At 72.3% G+C, this 21348-nt stretch carries 23 protein-coding genes and 1 pseudogene; 12 read left to right on the top strand and 12 right to left on the bottom strand.

Going from position 1 to position 21348, the window contains the following annotated elements:
• Positions 1-125 precede the first annotated feature (125 nt).
• Entirely contained in the window at positions 126-431 is a 306-nt protein-coding gene (locus BUE41_RS11800) for a YciI family protein (RefSeq protein WP_073457127.1), read from the bottom strand.
• Positions 432-459: 28 nt separating this feature from the next.
• On the bottom strand, positions 460-1401 hold the full coding sequence (locus tag BUE41_RS11795; protein ID WP_159444896.1) for a ketopantoate reductase family protein: 942 nt from the start codon (positions 1399-1401) through the stop codon (positions 460-462).
• Positions 1402-1553: 152 nt separating this feature from the next.
• Here BUE41_RS11795 and BUE41_RS11790 point away from each other — a divergent pair, with 152 nt between their 5' ends.
• The 9 genes from BUE41_RS11790 (at position 1554) to BUE41_RS11750 (ending at position 9400) form a co-directional block, all read left to right on the top strand.
• The gene (locus tag BUE41_RS11790; protein ID WP_073457072.1) at positions 1554-2306 is read left to right on the top strand and encodes a class II aldolase/adducin family protein; all 753 of its coding nucleotides are present in this window, start codon (positions 1554-1556) and stop codon (positions 2304-2306) included.
• Between the two features lie 2 nt (positions 2307-2308).
• Positions 2309-3475 (top strand): alpha-hydroxy acid oxidase, encoded by a 1167-nt coding sequence (locus tag BUE41_RS11785; RefSeq protein ID WP_234997187.1) that lies wholly within the window; start codon positions 2309-2311, stop codon positions 3473-3475.
• Between the two features lie 87 nt (positions 3476-3562).
• Complete coding sequence (locus BUE41_RS11780) at positions 3563-4768, top strand: ABC transporter substrate-binding protein (RefSeq protein WP_073457070.1); 1206 nt, start codon at positions 3563-3565, stop codon at positions 4766-4768.
• 3 nt (positions 4769-4771) lie between these two features.
• Positions 4772-5635 carry a branched-chain amino acid ABC transporter permease gene (locus tag BUE41_RS11775; protein WP_073457069.1) on the top strand — a complete coding sequence of 288 codons (864 nt, stop codon included), beginning with the start codon at positions 4772-4774 and terminating at the stop codon, positions 5633-5635.
• On the top strand, positions 5628-6701 hold the full coding sequence (locus BUE41_RS11770; protein WP_084754785.1) for a branched-chain amino acid ABC transporter permease: 1074 nt from the start codon (positions 5628-5630) through the stop codon (positions 6699-6701). The genes BUE41_RS11775 and BUE41_RS11770 overlap by 8 nt, the downstream gene beginning before the upstream one ends.
• A complete protein-coding gene (locus tag BUE41_RS11765) occupies positions 6698-7492 on the top strand; it encodes an ABC transporter ATP-binding protein (RefSeq protein ID WP_073457067.1) in 795 nt (264 codons plus the stop codon). The genes BUE41_RS11770 and BUE41_RS11765 overlap by 4 nt, the downstream gene beginning before the upstream one ends.
• Entirely contained in the window at positions 7476-8180 is a 705-nt protein-coding gene (locus tag BUE41_RS11760; protein WP_073457066.1) for an ABC transporter ATP-binding protein, read from the top strand. Before BUE41_RS11765 ends, BUE41_RS11760 begins: the two co-directional genes overlap by 17 nt.
• Positions 8177-8716 carry a hypothetical protein gene (locus tag BUE41_RS11755; RefSeq protein ID WP_073457065.1) on the top strand — a complete coding sequence of 180 codons (540 nt, stop codon included), beginning with the start codon at positions 8177-8179 and terminating at the stop codon, positions 8714-8716. The genes BUE41_RS11760 and BUE41_RS11755 overlap by 4 nt, the downstream gene beginning before the upstream one ends.
• Positions 8717-9157: 441 nt before the next feature.
• Complete coding sequence (locus BUE41_RS11750) at positions 9158-9400, top strand: hypothetical protein (protein ID WP_073457064.1); 243 nt, start codon at positions 9158-9160, stop codon at positions 9398-9400.
• 669 nt (positions 9401-10069) lie between these two features.
• Here the strand turns inward: BUE41_RS11750 and BUE41_RS11745 are convergent.
• Both BUE41_RS11745 and BUE41_RS11740 read right to left on the bottom strand, forming a co-directional pair.
• A complete protein-coding gene (locus BUE41_RS11745) occupies positions 10070-10807 on the bottom strand; it encodes a sugar phosphate isomerase/epimerase family protein (RefSeq protein WP_073457063.1) in 738 nt (245 codons plus the stop codon).
• 16 nt (positions 10808-10823) lie between these two features.
• Positions 10824-11609, bottom strand: coding sequence for an SDR family NAD(P)-dependent oxidoreductase (locus BUE41_RS11740; protein WP_234997185.1), 786 nt, complete (start codon positions 11607-11609; stop codon positions 10824-10826).
• 116 nt (positions 11610-11725) lie between these two features.
• Between BUE41_RS11740 and BUE41_RS11735 the strand changes: the two genes are divergently transcribed.
• The 3 genes and pseudogenes from BUE41_RS11735 to BUE41_RS31840 all read left to right on the top strand — a co-directional run.
• Positions 11726-12409: a ThuA domain-containing protein gene (locus BUE41_RS11735; RefSeq protein WP_073457061.1), complete on the top strand. Its 684-nt coding sequence runs from the start codon at positions 11726-11728 to the stop codon at positions 12407-12409.
• Positions 12406-13167, top strand: a complete 762-nt coding sequence (locus tag BUE41_RS11730; RefSeq protein WP_234997184.1) for an SDR family NAD(P)-dependent oxidoreductase — start codon at positions 12406-12408, stop codon at positions 13165-13167. Before BUE41_RS11735 ends, BUE41_RS11730 begins: the two co-directional genes overlap by 4 nt.
• A 1-nt stretch (position 13168) precedes the next feature.
• A pseudogene (locus BUE41_RS31840) lies at positions 13169-14221 on the top strand (MFS transporter); the annotation flags it as partial.
• A 127-nt stretch (positions 14222-14348) separates the two neighbouring features.
• Here BUE41_RS31840 and BUE41_RS11720 read toward each other — a convergent pair.
• Genes BUE41_RS11720 through BUE41_RS11685 form a run of 8 tightly spaced genes read right to left on the bottom strand, consistent with a single transcriptional unit; the run spans position 14349 to position 21227 of the window.
• The gene (locus BUE41_RS11720) at positions 14349-15269 is read right to left on the bottom strand and encodes a TrmB family transcriptional regulator (RefSeq protein ID WP_073457058.1); all 921 of its coding nucleotides are present in this window, start codon (positions 15267-15269) and stop codon (positions 14349-14351) included.
• 50 nt (positions 15270-15319) lie between these two features.
• Positions 15320-16054: an SDR family oxidoreductase gene (locus tag BUE41_RS11715; protein ID WP_073457057.1), complete on the bottom strand. Its 735-nt coding sequence runs from the start codon at positions 16052-16054 to the stop codon at positions 15320-15322.
• An 8-nt stretch (positions 16055-16062) separates the two neighbouring features.
• The gene (locus tag BUE41_RS11710) at positions 16063-16359 is read right to left on the bottom strand and encodes a Dabb family protein (RefSeq protein ID WP_073457056.1); all 297 of its coding nucleotides are present in this window, start codon (positions 16357-16359) and stop codon (positions 16063-16065) included.
• Positions 16359-16580, bottom strand: coding sequence for a ferredoxin (locus BUE41_RS11705; protein ID WP_073457055.1), 222 nt, complete (start codon positions 16578-16580; stop codon positions 16359-16361). The genes BUE41_RS11710 and BUE41_RS11705 overlap by 1 nt, the downstream gene beginning before the upstream one ends.
• Positions 16577-17770 (bottom strand): cytochrome P450, encoded by a 1194-nt coding sequence (locus tag BUE41_RS11700; protein ID WP_073457054.1) that lies wholly within the window; start codon positions 17768-17770, stop codon positions 16577-16579. The genes BUE41_RS11705 and BUE41_RS11700 overlap by 4 nt, the downstream gene beginning before the upstream one ends.
• Positions 17767-18762: a Gfo/Idh/MocA family protein gene (locus BUE41_RS11695; RefSeq protein ID WP_073457053.1), complete on the bottom strand. Its 996-nt coding sequence runs from the start codon at positions 18760-18762 to the stop codon at positions 17767-17769. Before BUE41_RS11695 ends, BUE41_RS11700 begins: the two co-directional genes overlap by 4 nt.
• Positions 18759-19775 carry an LLM class flavin-dependent oxidoreductase gene (locus BUE41_RS11690; RefSeq protein ID WP_073457052.1) on the bottom strand — a complete coding sequence of 339 codons (1017 nt, stop codon included), beginning with the start codon at positions 19773-19775 and terminating at the stop codon, positions 18759-18761. The genes BUE41_RS11695 and BUE41_RS11690 overlap by 4 nt, the downstream gene beginning before the upstream one ends.
• Positions 19776-19784: 9 nt before the next feature.
• Positions 19785-21227 carry an FAD-dependent oxidoreductase gene (locus tag BUE41_RS11685; protein ID WP_234997182.1) on the bottom strand — a complete coding sequence of 481 codons (1443 nt, stop codon included), beginning with the start codon at positions 21225-21227 and terminating at the stop codon, positions 19785-19787.
• Positions 21228-21348: the final 121 nt, after the last annotated feature.

The raw sequence follows: 21348 nt of genomic DNA, 5'->3' as shown, positions 1-21348 counted from the left end.
CGACGACGGTCAGATCACTGTCGCCGATCAGGGGAACCGGCCGGGGATCGGGGAGGAGTTCCCGACTGCGGGTTAGGCGACGCGGCGTACCAGATGGCGGGCAGCTGCTCCCCAGACCCTGCTGCTCACTCGCCGTTCAAGGCCGGCGCCACCGGTCCCAGCGGGGGCGCCCACTCCCGGATCTCGCAGGTGGCCAGCACGCCCTCCGTCTTGTACGGGTCGCGGTCGACGTAGCCCTCGACGGTCTGCTTGTCCGGCGCCCGGAAGATCAGCAGGCCGCCGGCCGGCTCGGACGGCGCCCAGGCGCCCGCGACGAGCAGGGCGCCCTCCTCGGCCAGGCCCTGGAGGTACTCGCGGTGCGCGGGGCGGGTCTTCTCCCGCAGCTCGTCGTCGTCGATGTAGCTGTAGATCACGGCGTAGGTCGCGGACACGCTCACGATCTTCGCACGAACACGTGGCTCAGCGGACCCCCGACAGGGCGAGCAGGTCGAGCACGGCGGCGTGGGCGGGCACCGGCACCCCGTGCTGCTCCCCCAGCCGCCGCACGGCCCCGGCCATGTCGGCCAGCTCGGTCCGCCTGCCCAGCCGCACGTCGGTGCACATGGACGTGTAGTGGTCGCCCGTCCCGGCGTAGGTCTTGACGGCGTGCGCCCACGCGGCGGCGCGGTCGAGGTGCACGCCCTCGGCCGCGGCGACGGCGACGACCTCGTCGAACATCCGCTCCACGAGCGCCCGACCCTCCGGGCTGCGCCACACCGCGCCGACGGTCACCCGGGGCACCGCGCTCACCGGGCTCATCGCGGCCAGCGCGAGCTTGCCCCAGATCAGCTCGTCGACCTTCGTGCTCGCCTCCGTCGGCAGGCCCGCCTTCGTCAGCTGCCCGGCCACGGCGACACCCCGGTCGAGCGGTGCTCGTCCCCGGCCCATCCGGCCCAGCACGGTCAGCGTCTGCCCCGCCGCCGTGGCCGCGGACAGGCTGATCCGGCCGGGCTCCTGCAGCTGCGCGCCGACGGTGGTGGTGCCGACCAGGGTCCGCTCGTCACCGACGGCGTCGGCCACCCGCGCGTCGGTGCCCAGTCCGTTCTGCAGCGGCACCGCGACCCCGTCCGGGGCGAGCACGTGCGCGGCCGTGCGCATCGCCTCAGCGAGGTCGTAGGACTTCGTCAGCACGAGCAGCACGTCGATGCTCGCGCCCGGGACGTCTGCGGCGTGCGCAGCGACCGGGACGGTGACCGTCCACGGCTCGTCGTCGGGTGGGTCGACCTGCAGCGGCCGCTCGGCGAGCGCTGCCACGTGGGCGCTGCCGCGACCGATGAGCAGCACGTCCGCGCCGTCACGGGCCAGGTGCGCGGCGAACGCCGTGCCCATCCCACCTGCTCCGAGCACCCCGATCCGGGTCATCCGCATCCCTCCCCGCGGACCACGACGTCCGCCCGAACCCTGACCCCTGATGCGTCACTAGAACACTAGCGCCGCATCGATCCGGGCGGCTAGCCTCCCAGTTCGGCGAGGTCGCCGCGTCGGGGCGGCCGGCCGCCGACGAGGAGGAGCAGATGACCGTCACCGAGAGTGCCCCTGCCACCCGCAAGGTCGTCAGCGAGAGCGACCCGCGGTTCCAGATCGCCGCCGCCCGCCGAATCCTGCACCGCGAGGGCCTGGACTCCCAGGTCGGCGGGCACGTCAGCCTCCGTGTGCCGGGCGAGGACGCGTTCCTCGTCACGCCGTTCCAGTACTTCGACGAGACGCTGCCCGAGCACGTCAGCAAGGTCGGGTTCGACCTGGAGGTGCGCGAGCCGGGGACGCTGCCCGCCTCCCCCGGCATCAACTTCCACGCCTCGATCTACATGGCCCGCCCGGACGTCAACTGCGTGATCCACACGCACGCGAAGAACATGTCGGTGCTCAGCACCACCGGCGAGCCGTTCGGCATGTACTACGACTACGCCGCGCTGCTGCTCGACGAGGTCGTGCCGTGGACCGACGACCCGAACCTCGTCCCCTCCGAGGAGGGCGAGCTGATGGTCAAGGCGCTGGGCGACAAGAAGGCCCTGCTGATGGGCCACCACGGCTCGGTGCACGTGGGCGACACGCTGGAGCGGGTCACCATGGAGGCGCTGGTCATGGAGCTGTGCGCGGGCTACCAGCTGGCCGCGATGGCCGTCGGCGGCAAGCCGCTGCCGCGCAAGACCGCCGAGAGCTACCGCGAGGCGTACCTGAAGAACAACTTCCGCGAGCAGATGTGGATCGCCAACTACCGGCGCCTGCTGCGCAGCGACCCTGACCTGTTCGCGGTCCTCGAGGGCTGACGGTGCGCCTCTCCCGCGCCGTCAACATCGCCGACCTGCGCGCCGCGGCGCGCAGGCGGCTCCCCCGCATGGTGTTCGACTTCGTCGACGGCGGAGCCGAGGACGAGATCACGCGGGACGACAACGAGGCGGCGTTTCGAAGACTGAAGTTCCGCCCGCGGGTGCTCGTCGACGTGAGCGAGCGCCCGCAGGAGGTCACCGTGCTCGGCCGCCGATTGTCCCTGCCGGTGATCCTCGGACCGACCGGGCTGATGCGCATGGTCGACCACGCGGGCGAGCTGGCGGCGGCCCGGGCCGCCGAGAAGTTCGGCACGGTCTCGGTGCAGAGCTCCGGGGCGAGCGTGTCGCTCGAGGACGTCGCCCGCTCCGCGACGACGCCTCAGTGGTTCCAGCTCTACCCCTGGGGCGACCGCCGCACGATCGAGCACCTGATCGGCCGAGCCCGCGACGCCGGGTACGCCGCCATGGTCGTCACCGTCGACGTGCCGGTGGTCGGCGCCCGCGAGAAGGACCTCCGCAACGGCCTGACCGTGCCGCCGGAGGTGAGCCCGCGCACGGGCTGGGACGTCCTGCGGCACCCGCGCTGGCTGGCCTCGCTGCTCACGCACCCGAAGCCGACGTACGCCAACTTCGTCGGCCTCATGCCGGACGCACGCGGCACGAGCGGGCTGGCCGCGCACACGATGGGGATGCTCAACCCGGGCCACACGTGGCGCGACCTGGAGTGGATGGTCGAGCGCTTCGGCGGCCCGGTGGTGCTGAAGGGCGTCATGACCGCCGAGGACGCCCGCCGCGCCGTCGAGACGGGGTGCCGGGCGGTGGTGGTGTCCAACCACGGCGGCCGGCAGGCCGATTCGGTGCCGGCCGCGATCGACGTGCTGCCCGAGATCGCCGACGAGATCGGCGGCGAGGCCGACGTCCTGCTCGACGGCGGGATCCGCCGCGGCAGCGACGTGGTGAAGGCGCTCGCGCTGGGGGCGACGGCCTGCCTCATCGGGCGGCCGTGGGTGTACGGGCTGGGGGCCGGTGGGACCGCCGGCGTCGAGCGCGTGTTGGAGATCCTGCAGACTGAGATCGATCGGACACTCGCCCTGATCGGACGGCCAGGGGTGGGCAGTCTTGACCGGACTGCAATCCAGCAGGACGTCGTTAGAGCCTTGACGACGTAATCGCGGCCCCATAGATTCGCCGCACGTCGCGGGCGGTCCACGCACCGCGCCTTGACTTCGACACGGACTCGATGTGGAGGACCGGAGATGGTGCGCAGGCCATTCTTCGTCGCGGTGGCGGCAGTGACCGCCATGTTCGCGGCGGCGTGTGGGAACGTGGCGAGCTCGAGCTCGTCCGGCGGGGAGACTCCCCCGGGTATCACCGATGACCAGATCACGATCGGCGCGACCCTGCCGCTGACCGGCACGGCCGCCGTGTCCGGCCAGGGCCTGCAGGCCGGCATGAAGATCGCGGTCGACGAGCTCAACGCCGCGGGCGGCATCGGTGGGCGCAAGATCAACCTGGTCATCCTGGACGACGGCTTCACCGCCGACCGGGTCGTCACGAACGTGCGCCGCCTGGTGTCCCAGGACAAGGTCTACGCGGTCGTCGCCCCGGCGGGCTCGCAGGGTCTGCCCGGTACGTGGCAGTTCATCGCGCAGAACGGCACCCCGGTGTGGGGCCCGATCTCGCCGGCCGACCCGAAGCAGCGTGAGGTCTTCCTGCTCTCGGCGTCGCGGGCGACCCAGGGCCGGGTCGCGATCGACTACTTCGCCAAGCAGGGCATCACCAAGATCGCGGTCATCAAGCAGGACAACGACCTGGGCGTCTCGATGAAGCAGGCGCTCGACCTCCAGCTGCCCAAGCACCCGGAGATGCAGCTCGTCGCCGACGAGACCCAGCCGGTCGGCAGCACCGAGGTGAGCGTCGCGGTCAACAACGTGCTGGCCAAGCAGCCCGAGGCCGTGCTGCTCGCCACCGACAACACCTCGGTCGCGCTGATCCTCAAGGCGCTGCGCGCCCAGGGCTTCACCGGCCCGATCTACGCCGACCAGGGCGGCGGCGGCACGGGTGGCCCGTCCACCGTCGGTCCGGCGGGCGACGCCGCTGAGGGCTTCATCGCCGGCATGCAGGCCGACGTGGTCTCCACCGACAACCCCGCGGTCGAGCACTGGCGCGAGCTGGCGAAGAAGTACGACGGCGAGCAGGGCGAGAGCGGCTTCTCGCTGCAGACCTACAGCTTCGTGATGGCCTTCGCCGAGCTGGTGAAGCGGCTCGGTGACGACCTGTCGTACGACAACTTCGTCAAGACCGCGGAGAACCTCCGCAACGACCCGATCAAGCTCGGCACGATCCCGGACATCGAGTGCGGTCCGCTCCCCGACGGCCACGACTGCGTCATCTCGGCCGGCCTCGCCAAGTACACCGGCGGCAAGTGGGTCGTGGAGCAGCAGTTCACGGCTCCGGAGTGACCGATGCTGCAGACAATCGTCAGCGGGCTCGAGTCGGGTAGCTGGTTCGCCCTGCTCGGTCTGGCCATCGTGGTCGTCATGAAGGCGGCCGACGTGCCGAACTTCGCGATGGCCGAGATGGGCCTGGTCGCCACGTACGTCGGGATCTCGCTCGCCGCGGCAGGCGTTCCGTTCTGGATCGCCGTCCTGGCGACGCTGATCACCGGCGCGGTGATCGGGGTCCTGATCGACATCGCGTTGATGCGCCGGCTCTCGTCGTACGGGCACTTCCCGCTGCTTCTCATGACGATCGGCCTCACGCTGGCGCTCAACGCGGTGGTCGGGCTGATCTGGGGGCACGACCCCCGCAGCTTCCCCGCCCCCTGGACCGGGGCCGCGGTGCAGATCGGCGGCGGGGTCGCGATCGGGGTGTCCCAGATCGTGTCCATCATCGTCGGGCTGATCGGCGCCGTGGCGATCACCGCCTTCTTCCGCACCCAGGTGGGCGCTCAGATGCGGGCGGTGGCGGAGAACCGCTCCACCGCCCGCCTGATCGGCGTCAGCGCCGGCCGGCTCTCCGCGATCGCGTGGGCCGTCGGCGGGTTCATCGCCGCCGTGACCGTGATGCTGCAGGCCCAGTCGGCGCTCGTGTCGACGCTGTCTCCGGCCTCGCTGATCATCTACGGGTTCGTCGCGGCGACGATGGGCGGGTTCACCTCGCTGCTCGGCACGTTCGTCGGCGGCCTGGCGCTCGGCGTCATCCAGCAGTTCGTCGGGGCCTACATCTCCTCGGCGGTGCAGTTCTCGGTGGCGCTTCTCGTGGTCTTCCTGGTCCTGATCCTCCGGCCCGAGGGCTTCACCAAGGGGATGGTGTTGCGCGATGTCTGAGACGGCCCAGCAGGTGGCAGCGGCGAAGGCGGTACCGCCGGGCGACGGCCCGTCGGGGCTGGCCGGCGCGGGCATCGCGGCCAACACGGTGCCCGGCCGCACCACCGGTGGCTCCAGCACCCGCACGGGGATCATCGCGATCATCGTGCTGCTGGCGCTGTTCGCGGTGCCCTTCGTCGCGAACACCTACGTGGTGTTCGTGGTGAGCCTGACCCTCGTCTACGCCGTGTCGACGCTCGGGTTCAACCTGCTCGTCGGCTGGTCGGGGCAGATCGGCCTGGCCCACGCGGCGCTGTTCGCGGTCGGCGCGTACGGCAGCGCCATCGGCGTCGAGTACGGGATCCCGTTCCTGCTCACCATCCCCCTCGCGGGGATCGTCGCCGCGGTCCTCGCGCTGGTGATCGGGTTCCCGGCGATCCGGCTGCGCGGCTTCTTCCTGGCGATCGCGACGCTCGCGCTGGGCATGGCGATCGTCGAGCTGCTGACGATGGCCCGCCCGCTCACCGGCGGTGGCGGCGGGATGAGCGTGAACGTGTGGTCGCTGCCGGGCATCACCACGGCCGCGTCGACGTACTTCGTCGTGCTGGCGGTCGCCGCGATCATGTTCTTCCTGATGCGGCGGGCGCTGCTGGGGCGGTTCGGGCGGACCCTGCAGGCCGTCCGCGACCTGGGCCAGCTGACCGGCTCGCTCGGGGTCTCGGCGCTGCGCTACCGGCTGGTGGCGTTCGCCCTCTCCGGGTTCATCGCCGCCGTCGCCGGCACCCTCTACGGGCAGCTGCAGACGTTCATCTTCCCGGCCATGTTCCAGATGAACCTGCTGGTCCCGATGCTGGTGATGGTGTTCGTCGGCGGCGCGGGCTCGATGTGGGGCCCGGTGGTCGGCGCCGCCTTCGCGATCGTGCTGATCGAGTTCTTCCAGGACCTGGGAGACCAGCAGGCCATCGCGTACGGGCTGGTGCTGATGCTGGCGATCTCCGTCCTGCCCGGCGGTCTGACCTCGCTGGCCCGCCGGGTGGGTGACTCCCGGTTCATGGCCCGGCTGCGCCGTCGGGAGGTGGCGGAATGACCACCACCGCGGTCGCGACCCCGGTCGTGCAATTCGTCGACGTGCAGAAGGCGTTCGGCGGCAACAAGGTCCTCGTCGATGTCTCGCTCGACGTCCGACCCGGCTTCACCGGCCTGATCGGACCGAACGGGGCGGGCAAGACCACCTGCCTCAACGTCGTCTCGGGCTACCTGCAGCCCGACGCGGGCGACGTCCGGCTGGCCGGGCAGAGCGTGCTGGGGCGAGCGCCGATGGAGGTCGCGCGGATGGGTGTCTCGCGCACCTTCCAGACCCCGCGGCTCATCCCGAACCTGTCCGCCGTCGAGAACGTGATGGTGGGCGGGAGCCGCCACTACCGGCACGGTCACCTCGCCGAACTGCTCGGGCTGCCCTCGGCCCGGCGCGACGAGCGCGTCCAGCGCGAGCGCGCCTACGCCCTCCTGGAGGAGCTGGGCCTCGACCACCCGGACCGCGCGGCGAACGCGTTCCCGGTCGGCAGCCAGAAGATCATCGAGGTGGCGCGGGCGCTGCTCAACGACCCCGTGCTCCTGCTCCTCGACGAGCCGGCCGCCGGCCTCGGCGCCGAGGACGTCGACCGGCTCGTCAACGGGCTCAACGCGTGGACCGCGCGCAACCCCGAAGCCGCTGTCATGATCATCGAACACGACCTGGAACTGATCAGCCGGCTCTGCCCGACGGCGGCCGTCCTGCACTTCGGACGGATCATCACCTCGGGCGCGCCGAAGGACGTCCTGCGCGACCCCGTCGTCGTGGAGGCCTACCTGGGAGCCGACGTTGCTGCTGGAGATTGAGGACGCCCACACGGGCTACGGCAGCATCGAGGTGCTGCACGGGATCTCGCTCCACGTCGACGAGGGCGAGATCGTCACGGTGCTCGGCCCGAACGGCACGGGCAAGACGTCGCTGATGCGGTTGCTGTCCGGCATGCTGCCGCTGTGGTCGGGCCGGATCACCTTCGACGGCCAGGAGCTCGGCCGGGCGACGCCCGACAAGCGGGCTCGGATGGGGCTCTGCCAGCTCCCCGAGGGCCGCGGCATCTTCCAGACGCTCACCGTCGGGGAGAACCTCGACCTCGGGCTGGCCACCCGCCGGATCCCGGCCGGGGAGGTCAAGGCCACCCGCGATCGGGTGCTCGACCTGTTCCCCGAGCTGGCCGGCCGGCTGGCCGAGCCCGCGTCGTCGCTGTCGGGTGGTCAGCAGCAGATGCTGGCGCTCGGGCGGGCGCTGATGAGCCGGCCACGGCTCCTGCTCGTCGACGAGCTGTCGTTCGGGCTGGCGCCGCGCGTTGTCCGCGACCTGTTCGCCGTGGTCAGCGAGCTGCGCGAGACCGGGGTGACGTTCCTGATCGTCGAGCAGCAGGCGGCAGCGCTGAAGGTCAGCGACCGCACCTACATCCTGCGCGGCGGCCGGAACGTCCTCACCCGCGACTCGACCGAGCTGCTGGAGTCCGACGAGCTCGCAGCGTCGTACCTGCGATGACCGAACTGCATCTGCAGCAGCTCCCGGACCAGCTGCGCGCGCTCGACCCACCGGTCGACGAGCGCGTGCTCGCCCTGGTCGAGGCCGAGCACGCGCGCTGGCGCGGGCTGCACGACCGGCTCGTGGCGCTGATCGTGCAGCTCATCGACCTCGCGGCCGAGCACCGCCCGGTCACGGAGGTCATCGACGAGCTCATCGGTGGTACGACCGTGCACATCGACGATCTCGTCGGCTCCCGCGTCGACGCCCGCGAGATCGCCGCGCTGCTGCGGGCCCACGGCTCGCTCGGCACCGTCGAGGTGGACGGCGACTCCACGACGTTCCGTCATCGCTGCGGTAGCGGAGGGCAGTACTGGCGGGCCAATCCCGACGTCGCGAAGGTCGACGAGGGGGAGGTGCCCGGGGTTCCGGGCGGGCGGCCGCGGTACTGCGCGCGGTGCGTGCGCAGCATCCAGGCGCACGCCGGGGATGCGTGGACCGTGCAACCGCCGGAGACCGCCGAGGAGCTCTGCACCTGGGTGGTCAAGGGGTCGTAGCTCGGCTCTCTGCGTGGGTGCCCGCGCACATCCCGACGGATGTGCGCGGGCACCCCTGTCTCGGGGAATCGGCTCCGACGAGGACGGCCCACCTCTCCCGGGTTCTCGCCTCCGCGTTTCCTTCCGCATCCCGCCAGCCGGCTGCGGAGTACCTGCGCCGCCGCGGTCCCGGCATCGTGCTCATCTCTCCGACCGCGTCAGATGCCGCTCAGCGCGCCGCGGTTCGTCGGGCAGTGGGTCACCCTTCGCGGCGAACACAGCCGTGTCGTCACGACGGGTTCCGCAGGGTTCTGGCCGACTGAGTTGCCGCTGCGCTGCATCCGCTCTCCGAGCTGTGTTCGATTGAGGGCCTGCGGAGCGGCTCAAGTCGAACGGCGCGTGCTGCCGAAGGCTCCCCGATCAGACCCCGGCCCAGTTGCGAGCCGCGGCAAGCGGGCGGTCATGGCCAACGACGCCGAGGACGTCGAGAACCGCCGCGAGCGGGCCTTCGAGGCTCGGCGGGTGCCGGTCTACCACCAGGACGACGAGGACGGTCCTGGTACGGCCGGCCTGTGGATCCTCATGCCCACCACCGACGTGGTCGCCCGCTGCGGAAGGCTCACCCGGCTAGCCGAGGGCGGCCTCGGCGCGAACGATCCCCGCACCAGGATCAGCGTCGCGCTGATCTCGCCGCCGCTGTGCTGAGCGGCCGGATGATCACCTAGGCCGACGACGCCGACGGGCCGATGCCGCCACCGGTCAACCCCCGCGACGCACACTGCCAGATCGTGGTGGACGCCGCCACGCTGCTGGGGCAGAACAACGACCCCGCTGGTCGGCTACCGGCCCTTCCCCGCAGAGCCGGCGCGGCAGGTCGCGCCGGATGCGATCTGGCAGCGGCGCAGCTCGAGCCCTTCTCCGGGCGGCTGCTCGATCTGGGCCGCACCCGCCACCACCCCTCCACCGCACTGGCTGATCATGTGAAACCCAGGGACGTGCACTGCCGGTTCCCGAGCTGTCGGCGGAGAGTCGTCAACGGCGAACTCGACCACATCCAGGATTGGGCCGGGGCGGCCCGACCAGCGAAGCCAACTCGGCCGAGCACTGCGTCCACCACCTCGAACACCGAGCGCCCCGGGGGAAGGTCCACGCCGGAGACGACGGCAGCCTCGTCCGGATCACCCCTTCACGACACCGCCGGGTCACCGAGCCCCGCCACTACCGGGCAAACCCGCCATCACCCTTCGAGAAGGCGGCCACCACCCGATCACAACCGAACAGCGCCGGACAGGCCGAACCCTGCACAGGAGCGGAGAGTGTCGGCCGATTCGGGCTGCCGCAACCAGGGCCGACGAGCGGCAGCGCCCGTAGACCTCAGAGCAGCTTCTCCGCCGCCTCCCGCACCAGTACCGCCCGCGGGAAGGGCTCCAGCATCGCCGCCAGCTGGTCCGACTGCACCTCGATCGAGAGCGGCGTGGCGGGCGGCAGCGCCGCCAGGAACTCACTCAGCGCCAGCACCCCCTCCCCCGGCACCAGACGCTCGTGGCGGGCCTCGTGGGCGAGGTCGAGGGGCTCCTCGGCCGCCGCGTCGCACAGCTGCGCGTAGCCCGTCAGGTCCGGGTCGGCGGGCTGCGACAGCGGGGTGCCGGCCCGGTGCAGGTGCAGCGGATCGAGCAGCACGACCGTCCCCGGCACCGCACGCGCGACGCGCTCGGCGTCGGAGCGCGTGCGGATGCCGGTGAACAGCATCGGCTCGATCGCCACCCGGGTCGTCGAGCCGGCGAGGAGGTCCGCGACGGCGGCGACCCGGTCGGTGGTGGCAGCGAGGTCCGGGTCCTGCGAGACGGTCAGCAGGAACCGCGCACCCAGCTCAGCGGCGGCGTCGGCGAGGCGGCGGTGCTCGTCGGTGACGCCGTCCGGACCCAGGCGCACCACCTCGACGTCGAGCAGCTCGACGCCCGAGGACCGGAGCCCGGCGGCGACAGCCGGAGCCTGCGCGGCGACGTCGGAGAACCGCACCCCGCAGAAGGGGTAGCCGGCGTCGGCCGCGCAGCGCGGGACGTCGCCGGGCGCCAGGTCCAGGACCGTCGCCGCCGAGAGCGAGAAGATCATCGCGGTCGCCCGTCGCTCACCGCGAGTCCGCCTCCACGCCCACCGAGTCGACCGACGCCGGGCGCGGCATCTTGTGCAGCGCCGAGGCCGTGATGCCGCCGTCGACGGCGATCGTCTGCGCGGTCACGTACGCGGCCTTCGGCGAGCCGAGGTACATCACGGTCTCGGCGACGTCGTCGGCCGAGCCCAGTCGGCCCATCGGCACGCGGCCCTGGCGCAGGGCACGCACCTCCGGGTCGGCGAAGATCGGCTCCGACATGCCCGCGTTGATCAGTCCCGGTGCGACCGCGTTGACGCGGATCCCGGCGTCCCCCCACTCCAGGGCCATGTGCTCGGTCAACTTGATCACCGCTGCCTTCGAGGCGGTGTAGGCACCCGCGTTCGGCGCCGCCGCGATGCCGTTGATCGAGGAGATGTTCACGATCGCCCCGCCACCGGCGTCGATCATCCGCCGAGCCGCTGCGCGCGAGACGAGGAACGTGCCGGTGAGGTTGACCTCCACCGCCGCCCGCCAGTCGGCGACCGAGAGGTCCAGCAGCGGCCCGAAGCGCACCACGCCGGCGTTGTTCACCACCAGCTTGGGTGCCTCCGGCAGCGCGGCCATCGCCGCGTTGACCGCTTCCTCGTCGGTCACGTCGACGGCGGTCCCGACGCACGATGCGCCGAGCTCGGCCGCGAGCGCCGTCACCGCCTTCTCGTCCACGTCCCACGCCGCGACGCGGTAACCCGCCTTCACGGCGTGCCGGGTGATCACGGCACCGATTCCGTTGCCCGCCCCGGTCACCACTGCCCAACCCGTCACGGCTTTCACCCCATCGTCGTTGCTCGGGTAACGACGCTACTTCTCTACACCTTGCCTTGACCAGAGGGCGGCGTTAGGTTCCTAACGTCGAATTTGGCCAAGGGGGTCCCGGACGCATGAGTCTCCGACGTGCCGTTGTCCTGTCCGGCGGTCCGACGCACGATTTCCCCGCCACTACGGCGTGCCTGACGGAGCTACTGGCCGAGCAGGGGCTGACCGCCGAGGTGCACGAGGACATCGACGCCGGCCTGCGTGCGTTGCCAGGGGCCGCGCTCCTGGTGGTCAACGCCCTGCGCTGGACGATGACCTGCCCCGGCACACCCGATCGCTACCGGGTGCAGGCCGCCGAGCTGGGCTGCTCCCCCGCCCCTGACGCCCGGTCCGCGCTGGAGGAGCACCTGGCCGCGGGCGGCGGGCTGCTGGCGATGCACACCGCGAGCATCTGCTTCGACGACTGGCCGGAGTGGGGTGCCGCGGTCGGTGGGGCCTGGCGCTGGGGGCATTCCTCGCACCCGCCGCTCGGCCCGCTGCAGATCGAGGTCTGCGCCGACCACCCGCTCGTCGCCGGGCTGGACGACTTCGCGATCGAGGACGAGCGCTACAGCGACCTCGATCTCGCCGCCGACGTGCAGCCGCTGCTGCAGTGCGCGGGTCAGCCGCTGCTGTGGGCGCGCGAGCACGGCGGCGGGCGCGTCGTGTACGACGCACTGGGCCACCATCCGCCGTCGTACGAGGTGCCGCAGCACCGTGAGATCGTGCGGCGAGCCATCACCTGGACATCGGGAGAGGGGACCGCGTGAGGGCGCTGAAGGACATGCCGGTGCTGGTCACCGGGGGCGGGTCGGGGATCGGCGCGGCGGTGGTCGCGCGCTTCGCGGCGGAGGGTGCCCGGGTCACGGTCACCGGCCGCCGCGCCGACCGCGTCGCCGCCGTGGCCGAGCAGGCCGGGCCGAACGTGCGGGCCGTGGCCGGCGACGTGACGAACCCCGACGACCGGCAGCGGATGATCGACGCCGCGGTCGAGCACGGCGGCGGCCTGGAGGTGCTCGTGCACGCCGCGGGCAACATGTACCGCGGGCCGCTCGAGGAGCTGGACGAGCAAGCCCTCCTCGACGTGTTCACCTCGAACACGATCGCACCGATGCTGCTCACCGGCCTCGCCCTGCCGCACCTGCGGGAGCGCCAGGGCGCAGTGATCTTCTTCGGCTCCGTGCACACCCAGCGGGCCTTCCCCGGCGCCTCCCCCTACGCGGCCACGAAGGGGGCCCTGGAGGCGCTCACGGGCGTGCTGGCGGCCGAGCTGGGTCCGCAGGGCGTGCGGGTGAGCTGCGTGCGCCCCGGCGGGGTCCTGACCGAGATCAACCAGCGGGCCGGCCTGTTCACCGACGAGGAGGCGGCGGAGCGCATGCGGGCCCTCGGCGCCGCGCACGCCCTGGGGCGCAGCGGCACCCCGGAGGAGGTCGCCGAGGCCGTCGAGTACCTCGCCCGAGCCGAGTGGGCCACCGGCGCCGTGCTCACCATCGACGGCGGGCTCTCGCTCGGCGTCACCAACGCCTGAGGTGGCCGGGCCGCGCGCCGTCGTCGCGGTCTCCACGCTGGCCACCGGGCTCGGTGCGTTCCTCGGTTTCGTGCCGGGGTTCCTGGCCCCGGTGCTGCAGGCGGACCTCGACCTGTCCCGCACCGAGCTGGGCGTCCTCATCGGCGTCTTCTACGGCTCGACCGGGGTCTCTGCGCCGCTCGCCGGGCGGCTCACCGACCGGATGGGCGCTCGCCGCGCCGTCACCCTCGACCTGGTGCTGATCGCGGCGGCGCTGGTGACCGCCGCCGTGTGGCCGGTCTACCCCGTCCTGCTGGTGGGCGCGCTCGCCGCCGGGTTCGGCTACGCGCTCACCAACGCCGGCACGAACCTCGCCGTCGCCGTGGCCGTCCCGGCGCACCGGCACGGGATCTCGCTCGCGACGAAGACGGCCGGCGTGCCGCTGCTGGTGGCCGTCTCCGCGCCGATCGCGACCGCCGCGGGCGAGGCCGTCGGCTGGCGCCCGGTGTACCTCGGCGCCGTCCCGCTGGTGCTGCTCACCGCCGCCGGTGCCGCATGGGCGCTGCCGAGCGCGCGGCCGACCGGCGCACCCGGCCGGTCGGCCGACGCTGCGCCGCGTCGGCTCCCGCGCGGCTTCCTGTGGTACCCGATCGCAGCGTTCCTGCTGGTGGGCGGCTCGCAGCCGCTGTACTCGTGGATGGTCGCCTACCTCAACGAGGCGGGCGACACACCGCTCGCGCTCGCCGGCGCCCTCACCTCGCTCGGTTCGGTCGCCGGCGTCGCCGGGATGGTGCTGGCGGCCCAGCTCTCCGACCGCGGCACGTCCCGCAGCACCGCTACCGGCAACCCGCGCATCCCGGGGGTGGTCGCGATGTGCCTGGCCACCGCGGCCGGGATGGTGCTGCTCCTCGCGGGCCCCGTCACCGGGCTGGTGCCGATGGTGGCCGGGCTGCTGCTGGCGACCGCCGCGCAGCTGGCCGCGATCGGGATCATGCACGCCTCGGTCGTCGCCGCCGCCCCGCACGCCGTCGGACGAGCCTCCGGCGCGACGATGGCCGGCTACTACGTCGGCGCACTGCTGGGCGCACCCGTGTTCGGCGCCGTCGTCGACGCGACCGGCGGCTACACCGCGGGCTGGGCGATGTCGCTGGTGCTCGTGCTGGGCGGGACAGCGGCGTTCAGCCGCTGCCGCCGTGTGGGGTTCACTTCGACGACTGCGTCGTCGCCGAACCCGACTTCGGGGTCCGCCGCCGCGGCCGACGAGCCTGCGCCGCCTGACCCGCGCTCCGACGCAGCAGCGCCGCCGCCGCACCGTGATCCGCCCGCAGGTGGTTGAGCGCCGGGTCCGAGGTCCAGAACTGCTCGAAGTCCTCGACGTCGAACTTCTCGGCGATCAGGTGCATCGCGATGTCGTGGCGCACGTACTCGACGGCGACCAGCACGACCGCGGGATCGTCGGTGTAGACCCCCCAGGCCTCGCCGTTGACGATGCCGCCGATGACCGCCTGCTCCCGGTCCGCGGCGATCACCAGCAGCCGGCAGCCGAGGTTCTCCAGCACCACCTCGGGCTTGGAGAACCGGTGCGCGATGGTGTTGCCGACCGGGTCGGGATCCTCCCCGAACGACACCACGGACACGTCGACGCCCTCGTCCGCGGCGCGCTTCACCAGCGGCTTGAGCTCGGCGATCTCCTCAGGCCACCCGGACAGGAACAGGTCGGTCTGCGCGGCCGCCACGACGTCCTCGGCGCGGTCGAGCAGGGACGCCCGGTCGACCATGCTGTGCACGAGCCGCACCTGCGGCGGCGACGCCACCTGCGGCAGCTCGGCGCGCAGCGTCTCGATCGACTGGTCGAAGTCGCGGCGCATCCGGTCCAGCAGCGCCGACGGCGGCAGCGAGATGTAGCCGACGCTGGCCTCCCCCGCCCGCACCTCGTACGCGGCGCCGCGGCTGACGAGCTTGCCGAGGGTCTCGTAGACGGTGCTGCGGGGGACGCCCGACCGCTTGGCCACCTCGTAGCCGTTCAGCGGTGTACCCGCTGCGACCAGCGCGACGTAGGCCTTCGCCTCGTACCCGGACATCCCCAGGCGTTGCAGCTCCTCGACGACGCTCTGCTGCGACATGTTCCCCCTGCCTTCGGCCGTCCCCGCCGCAGTCATCGTCGCACCTGGGCTCACAGGAGGGCCTGGTAGGCCCCACCGTCGACCGGGATGGCCGCGCCCGTCAAGTACTGCGCCTGGGTCGAGCAGAGGAACGCCACGATCGCGCCGAAGTCGTCCGGATCGCCCATCCGCCCGGCCGGGATGTCGTCGGTCGGCGGGTTGTCCCCGTAGACCGCCGCGACCCGTGCGGTGGCGTGCAGGCCGGGCTGCACCGAGTTGACGGTGATGCCGTCGCGCGCCACCTCACGCGCCAGCGTGCGCAGGAAGCCGGTGAAGCCGGTGCGAGCGGTGTTGGACAGCGCCAGCTCCATGTACGGCTGGCGCACGCCCAACGAGGTGATCGCGACGATCCGGCCCCACCCCTGCTCCCGCATGATCGGCACGGCGGCCAGGCACATGTGGACCGGCGCGAGCAGCGCGCGGTCGAGCGCCTCCTGGTAGGCCTCCGGCGGCACGTCGGTGACCCGGCCCGGCGCGGGGCCGGGACCGTTGACGACGAGGATGTCCAGCCCGCCCATGATGCTGCGGGCCTCCTCGACGAACCCGGCCGCGGCCTGCGGGTCGGTCAGGTCCGCGACCACCCAGTCGGCCCCCAGCTCCACGCCGGCATCGTGTGCGCGCTCCTCGTCGGAGCCGCAGATGGTCACCTCCACGCCTTCCGCGGTGAGCGCGGCGGCGGCGGCCCGGCCCAGGCCCGCCGTGGCGGCCGCGACGGCGGCCTTGCGGCCGTAGATCCCCAGATCCATTCCCTGCCTCAGGTCTCGTGCTGGACAGCGGCCCGTTCCGCGAGGATCGGCCGGATGTACTCGGCGATCATCTTCTGGTGCCGCTCGTCCGCAGCGTAGGCCAGGTAGGCGTCGCGGTCGGGGAGATCCACGACGACGGCCGTGTCCCAGTTGCCCTCGGCGAGCCCGGCGTCGGTGCCGAAGGTGAGCGCGCCGTACTGCTCGGCGTCGCGGCCCCACTGCCGCAGCGCCTCGATCGCGGCGTCGCGCTGCTCGCTCGTGCTGTCGCTCTTCCACTTGAAGAGCACGACGTGCCGGAACCCCATCAGGTCAGCTCGATCTCGTTGCCGTCCGCGTCGAGGACGCGGATCGCGCCGGACGGGCACGAACGGGCCAGCTCGACGAGCGCCTCGTCGGACAGCCCCGGGTGCCCCTCGACGGCCTCGGCGATCTCGTCGTCGTCGAAGACGAACGCCTCCGGCGCCTCGGCCACGCACAGGCCTGCGCTGATGCAGACGGTCTTGTCGACGCTGGCGGTGTAGCTCATGCATCTCCTCCCAGAAGGACCGGGTAGCGGCCCCAGTACGGCCGCGCGGTGTTCGCGTCGCGAACCGGTGGATCGTCCGGATCGCGACGGACCCCGCAGGTGAACATGTACCGCACCGCGCCGGTGACGAGCCCGAACAGGTGGTTGTCCGGATCGACGTCGTTGCCCGGCACCACGCCCGCGGCCAGGTCCTGACCGATGCAGACGTGCATCCCGGCGGCGAACGACAGCCCGAACGGCGCCACGCCGGGCGGCGGCGTGCGGTACGGGTTGAACTCGGCGGCGTCCGGCCCGAACACCTCGGGATCCCGGTTGACCGCCATGAGGTCGATGATCACCGAGGAACCCTCGGGGATCTCCATGCCCGACCGCAGCCGGACCGGCGCGAGCGCGCGCCGCTTCCCGATCGGGCTGGACGGGTTCAGGCGCACCGTCTCGTGCACGCAGCGCTGCACGAACAGCGGATCACCCGCCGCCTTCGGCGCGTCCTCGGGGTGCTCGGCGATCCAGCCGAGGATGTGGTCGATCGAGCGCACGAACGCCGTCGCGCTGGTGTGCGCGGCCGCGAGCAGGAAGAACGCCACCTCGCGGCGCAGCACCTCGTGGGTGAGGCCGAGCTCGTCGGCGTGCTCCATGAGGCAGGTGAGCACGTCGCGGGGCCGGTCGGCGGGGTCGAGTGCGCGGCGCCGCTCGATGGACGGGGTGAGGAACTCCGCGTCCCAGTCCAGCAGCGCCTGCCCGATGACGACCCGCTGCGCGTCCTTGTCCTGCGTCGAGTGCGCCAGGGTGGCGCCCTCGACGAACCGCATCATGTACGCGTAGAGCCGCTCGGTCTCCGCTGCCGTGCCCTCCGGCCGGTCGATGCCCGCGGTCAACGCGGCCAGGTTGAGCAGCAGCTCGTGGCCGAGGTGCACGAGATCGACCTTCCCGGCCGCCAGGTACGGCGCGACGGTGGTCTCGATGACGCCCGGGAACAGATCGCGCTCGTAGTGGTCGAACGTCTCCCGGCGGAACAGCCGGTTCTCCACCCGCCGCCGGGCGCGGTGCTCCTCACCGTGCAGGTTGACCAGCACGTCCGCCATGACGATCTCGCCCTCGTCGTAGAGCGCCTGGCGCAGGTCCTTCGCGCGGTAGGCGTCCTTGGCGTCGGCGAACGTGGTCAGCACGACCGTCTGCTCGGTTCCGGTCATCGCCCCTCCTCCACCGCTTCGGCCACCCGTAGGGTGGCGATCCCGTCTTCGAACGTCGGCACGCCTTCGCCGCCCGCGGCGATCCGCCGCACCAGCTCGGCGAAGGCGAACGTCGCCGGCTCCTCCCCCGGCACGACCAGGTCACGCAGCTGCGGCTCGTCGGCGCGGGCGCCCTGCAGCCGCACCGGGAAGTGCCCGGTGTGCCCGGCCGCGGTGGCGACGAGGGTCCCGTCGCTGCCGTGCGCGACCAGCCGCCAGCCGTCGCCGTGCCGGGCCACCCAGGAGGTGTGCACGGAGCAGACCGCGCCGCTGGGCAGCCGAGCGGTGAAGGCGACACTGTCCGCGCTGGTCGCGGGCACCCCGCCGGGCCACTCGGGCCGCCGGGTGGCGACGGTCGCGCCGGTGACCTCCAGGTCGCCGAAGAGCCAGCGGATCAGGTCGGCGGTGTGCAGGCCGTGCACCCGCAGCGAGCTCGCCCCGTTCGCGGCGTCCGCGCACCAGCCGGAACCGGCGACGGCCTCGGGCCGGGTGAACGTCGGGTAGAACGCGGTCGCGACGACGTTCTCGACCGTCCCGAGCCATCCGCTCTCCACCAGCGCGCGGAACTCCTGCATCCCCGGCCAGAACCGCGACTGCATGTCCACCCACGCGTTGCGCCCGGCCGCGGCCTTCGCCATCGCCTCCGCGTCGCCCAGCGACGGCGCGAGCGGGGCCTCCACCAGCACGTCCTTGCCGGCGGCCAGCGCCGCCTCGGCCATCTCGCGGTGGCGGCTCGGCCGGGTGGCGACGTCGACGAGATCGACGTCCGGATCCGCGCACAGCGCCTCGAACCCGACGTGCGGACGGGCACCGAACCGCTCCGCGACCGCGCGGGCGGTGTCTTCGTGCGCGGTCGCGACCGCGACCAGCTCGACGTCCGGCAGCGCGGCGTAGACGGGCAGGTGGGTGCCGACGGCGTAGTTCGCGCCGATCACCCCGATCCGCAGCGTCATGCGCCCACCGGCGTCTGCTCGAGCGCGGGCAGCACCTCGGTGCCGAACAGCTCCATCGCCTCCAGCACCGCAGCGTGGTCGGGGCCCGTCGGGTACCGGAAGATCATCAGGAAGTCGTCGACGCCGGCCTGGTCGCGGAACCGGCCGATCGTCTCCACGCACTCCTCGGGGGTGCCGAACACGAACCGGTCGCGGACGAACTCCTCCAGCGTGATCTGCGAGGCGTCGGTGACGCCCGGCAGGTCGGTGATCGCCCCGTAGTCGAACAACGTGCGCGCCATCGCCAGCGCGGTGTCGCCGAACTTCTCCAGCGCCGCCGCGCGGTCGGTGTACGGCCAGCAGAACCTGATCGCGGTGACGTGCGGGGTGCGGCCCGCGGCCTCGGCCTGCTCGCGGTACTGCCCCGCCATCGCCGTCATGGTGTCCAGCGACATCAGCGCGTTGGTGATCCAGCCGTCACCGAGCCGGCCGGCGCGGCGCAGCCCGCCCGGCGTCCACGCGGCCAGGTGCAGCGGCACCCCGCCCTCCTGACGCGGCTTCGGGATCACGCTGACGTCCTCGAACGTGTAGATCCGGTCGGCGAACGAGAACCGCTCCTGCGTCCACGCCTGGCGCAGGATGCGCAGCGTCTCGTCGAAGCGCTGGGCGCGGTCGTCCCAGTTCACGCCGACCGTCGAGTAGTCGACCGGCATGTAGCCCGCCCCGAGCCCGAGCCAGGTGCGGCCACCGGAGAGCTGGTCGAGCATCGCCGCGTCCTGGGCCAGCTCGACGGGGTTGTAGAGCGGCGCGATCGCGATCGCGGTGCCCACCTTGACCCGCTGAGTCCGCGCCGCGATCGCGAACGACAGGTGCAGCGGCGAGCCGAAGTACTCGTCGGAGTACTTGTGCTCGGTCGTCAGCGCGGCCCAGAAGCCGAGCCGGTCGGCGGCCTCGGCCTGCTCGAGGATCTCCCCGAGGACCTGGTGCGGGTCACCGGTGACGAGGCCCTGCGTGAACAGCACTCCGACGGACATGGTGGCTCCCTAGTTCGCGGACTTCTCGAGGTGGACCAACGCGATGCGGGTGTCGAGCATGCTGGGGAGCGAGTGGCCCTGCACACCCGGCTTGCGGTTGGGGTCGTGCACGCCGCGAGCGGCGGCCCGGCCGGCGATCCGCCCGAGCGTGAGCCCGCCGCAGATGTGGATGCCGCCGAGGTCGGCGACCGGGTTGAGTCCGCCCGCGCAGTCGCCCGCCGCGAACAGGCCGCGGATCGCGTCCCCGAAGACGTCCACGACCTGCATGTCGGTGGTCGTGGTGAACCCGCCGGAGCAGAAGTTGATGCCCTCGATCATCGGCACGGCGGTGAACGGGCCGGTGGCGCAGCGGCGCCGGCCGGGTGGCAGCACGACGCGCCCGAAGTCCGGGTCGACGGTGGCGTCGGAGGCGAGGAAGGCGTTCCAGCGCTCGACGGTCGCGACGAGCGCATCGGCCGGCACCCCGATCAGCTCCGCCAGCTCGGGCAGCGTGCCGGCCTGCACGGGGGGTTCGGGCATCTGCGAGAGCAGCGTCGCCTTCTCCGTGGCGACGACGTGGTCCATCACGTAGAACGCGCGCCGCTGCGGCTGCTCGTGCAGCCGCTTGACCCGCTCCTCGTACGGGCCCGCCTCGTCGTGGAACCGCACGCCCGCGGTGTTGACCGCGATGGCGTCCTCGACGACCGACGAGGACACGATCACCAGCGGCGGCACGAACGTCATGTTGATCAGATCGCCGCCGATGGCCTGGCCCATCAGGTGACCGTCGCCGCGGCAGGTGTCGATGCCCAGGTAGGGCCCGCGCGCGATGAACTCGGGCTGGTAGCGCTGGCGCAGCGCCGGGTTGGACTGGTACCCGCCCGAGGCCAGCACGACGGCGGAGCGCGCGGTGACGGTGAACGGCTCACCGCCGTCGACCGGGGCCACCACGACGCCGGTCACGCGACCGTCCTGGGTGGTCAGGCGCTTGCCGAGGTGCCCGTAGAGGGCCTTGACGTTGGGCCGCTCGAAGTCGGGCTGGAAGGCGCGCGCGAGCATCCAGGTGTCCTCGATCGCGGCCATCCGGTCGATGGAGTGCTGCTTGGGCCGGGGGATGAACCGGGTGAACCGGACACCGCGATCGGTCAGGATCCGGTAGGTCTCGGCGCTCTCGCGGGCGAAGAGCCGGACGATGTCCTCGTCCCAGATGACCCCGAACTGGTCCTTCGCCAGATCGACCATGCGCCGCGCGTCCTGGACGAACGTCTCGACGTCGTCGACGATGCCCTGGTCGGCCTGCATCTGCGAACCGACGAAGGCGAGGTACCCGGTGGACCACACGGCATTGCCGCCGATGTGCTGCATCGGCTCGACGGCGACGACCTCCACACCCTCGGCCGCGGCGGCCGACACGGCGGCCATCCCGGCAGGTCCGGTGCCCAGCACGACCACGTCGCAGGTCAGGTCCGGCACAGGGCTCCTCCACAGTGAGTTCGGCCACGGACTGAGGTGAGACCTTGCCCTTCCAACCGAGCGGCGTCAAGACACTGACGACTCCAGTGCCCCCTGGACGGGGTCGATGGACACCGGGTAG

The sequence above is a fragment of the Pseudonocardia thermophila genome (assembly GCF_900142365.1).
GTDB lineage: Bacteria > Actinomycetota > Actinomycetes > Mycobacteriales > Pseudonocardiaceae > Pseudonocardia > Pseudonocardia thermophila.
The sequence above is the reverse complement of the archived record's forward strand: the minus strand, read 5'-3'. Positions and strand labels throughout refer to the sequence as shown.

Bases quoted from the DNA above. Each gene is read 5' to 3' on its own strand.
- BUE41_RS11795 (WP_159444896.1), bottom strand. From the start codon at position 1,401: ATGACCCGGATCGGGGTGCTCGGAGCAGGTGGGATGGGCACGGCGTTC.
- BUE41_RS11790 (WP_073457072.1), top strand. From the start codon at position 1,554: ATGACCGTCACCGAGAGTGCCCCTGCCACCCGCAAGGTCGTCAGCGAG.
- BUE41_RS11780 (WP_073457070.1), top strand. From the start codon at position 3,563: ATGGTGCGCAGGCCATTCTTCGTCGCGGTGGCGGCAGTGACCGCCATG.
- BUE41_RS11775 (WP_073457069.1), top strand. From the start codon at position 4,772: ATGCTGCAGACAATCGTCAGCGGGCTCGAGTCGGGTAGCTGGTTCGCC.
- BUE41_RS11770 (WP_084754785.1), top strand. From the start codon at position 5,628: ATGTCTGAGACGGCCCAGCAGGTGGCAGCGGCGAAGGCGGTACCGCCG.
- BUE41_RS11765 (WP_073457067.1), top strand. From the start codon at position 6,698: ATGACCACCACCGCGGTCGCGACCCCGGTCGTGCAATTCGTCGACGTG.
- BUE41_RS11755 (WP_073457065.1), top strand. From the start codon at position 8,177: ATGACCGAACTGCATCTGCAGCAGCTCCCGGACCAGCTGCGCGCGCTC.
- BUE41_RS11750 (WP_073457064.1), top strand. From the start codon at position 9,158: ATGGCCAACGACGCCGAGGACGTCGAGAACCGCCGCGAGCGGGCCTTC.
- BUE41_RS11745 (WP_073457063.1), bottom strand. From the start codon at position 10,807: ATGATCTTCTCGCTCTCGGCGGCGACGGTCCTGGACCTGGCGCCCGGC.
- BUE41_RS11735 (WP_073457061.1), top strand. From the start codon at position 11,726: ATGAGTCTCCGACGTGCCGTTGTCCTGTCCGGCGGTCCGACGCACGAT.
- BUE41_RS11720 (WP_073457058.1), bottom strand. From the start codon at position 15,269: ATGTCGCAGCAGAGCGTCGTCGAGGAGCTGCAACGCCTGGGGATGTCC.
- BUE41_RS11715 (WP_073457057.1), bottom strand. From the start codon at position 16,054: ATGGATCTGGGGATCTACGGCCGCAAGGCCGCCGTCGCGGCCGCCACG.
- BUE41_RS11710 (WP_073457056.1), bottom strand. From the start codon at position 16,359: ATGGGGTTCCGGCACGTCGTGCTCTTCAAGTGGAAGAGCGACAGCACG.
- BUE41_RS11705 (WP_073457055.1), bottom strand. From the start codon at position 16,580: ATGAGCTACACCGCCAGCGTCGACAAGACCGTCTGCATCAGCGCAGGC.
- BUE41_RS11700 (WP_073457054.1), bottom strand. From the start codon at position 17,770: ATGACCGGAACCGAGCAGACGGTCGTGCTGACCACGTTCGCCGACGCC.
- BUE41_RS11695 (WP_073457053.1), bottom strand. From the start codon at position 18,762: ATGACGCTGCGGATCGGGGTGATCGGCGCGAACTACGCCGTCGGCACC.
- BUE41_RS11690 (WP_073457052.1), bottom strand. From the start codon at position 19,775: ATGTCCGTCGGAGTGCTGTTCACGCAGGGCCTCGTCACCGGTGACCCG.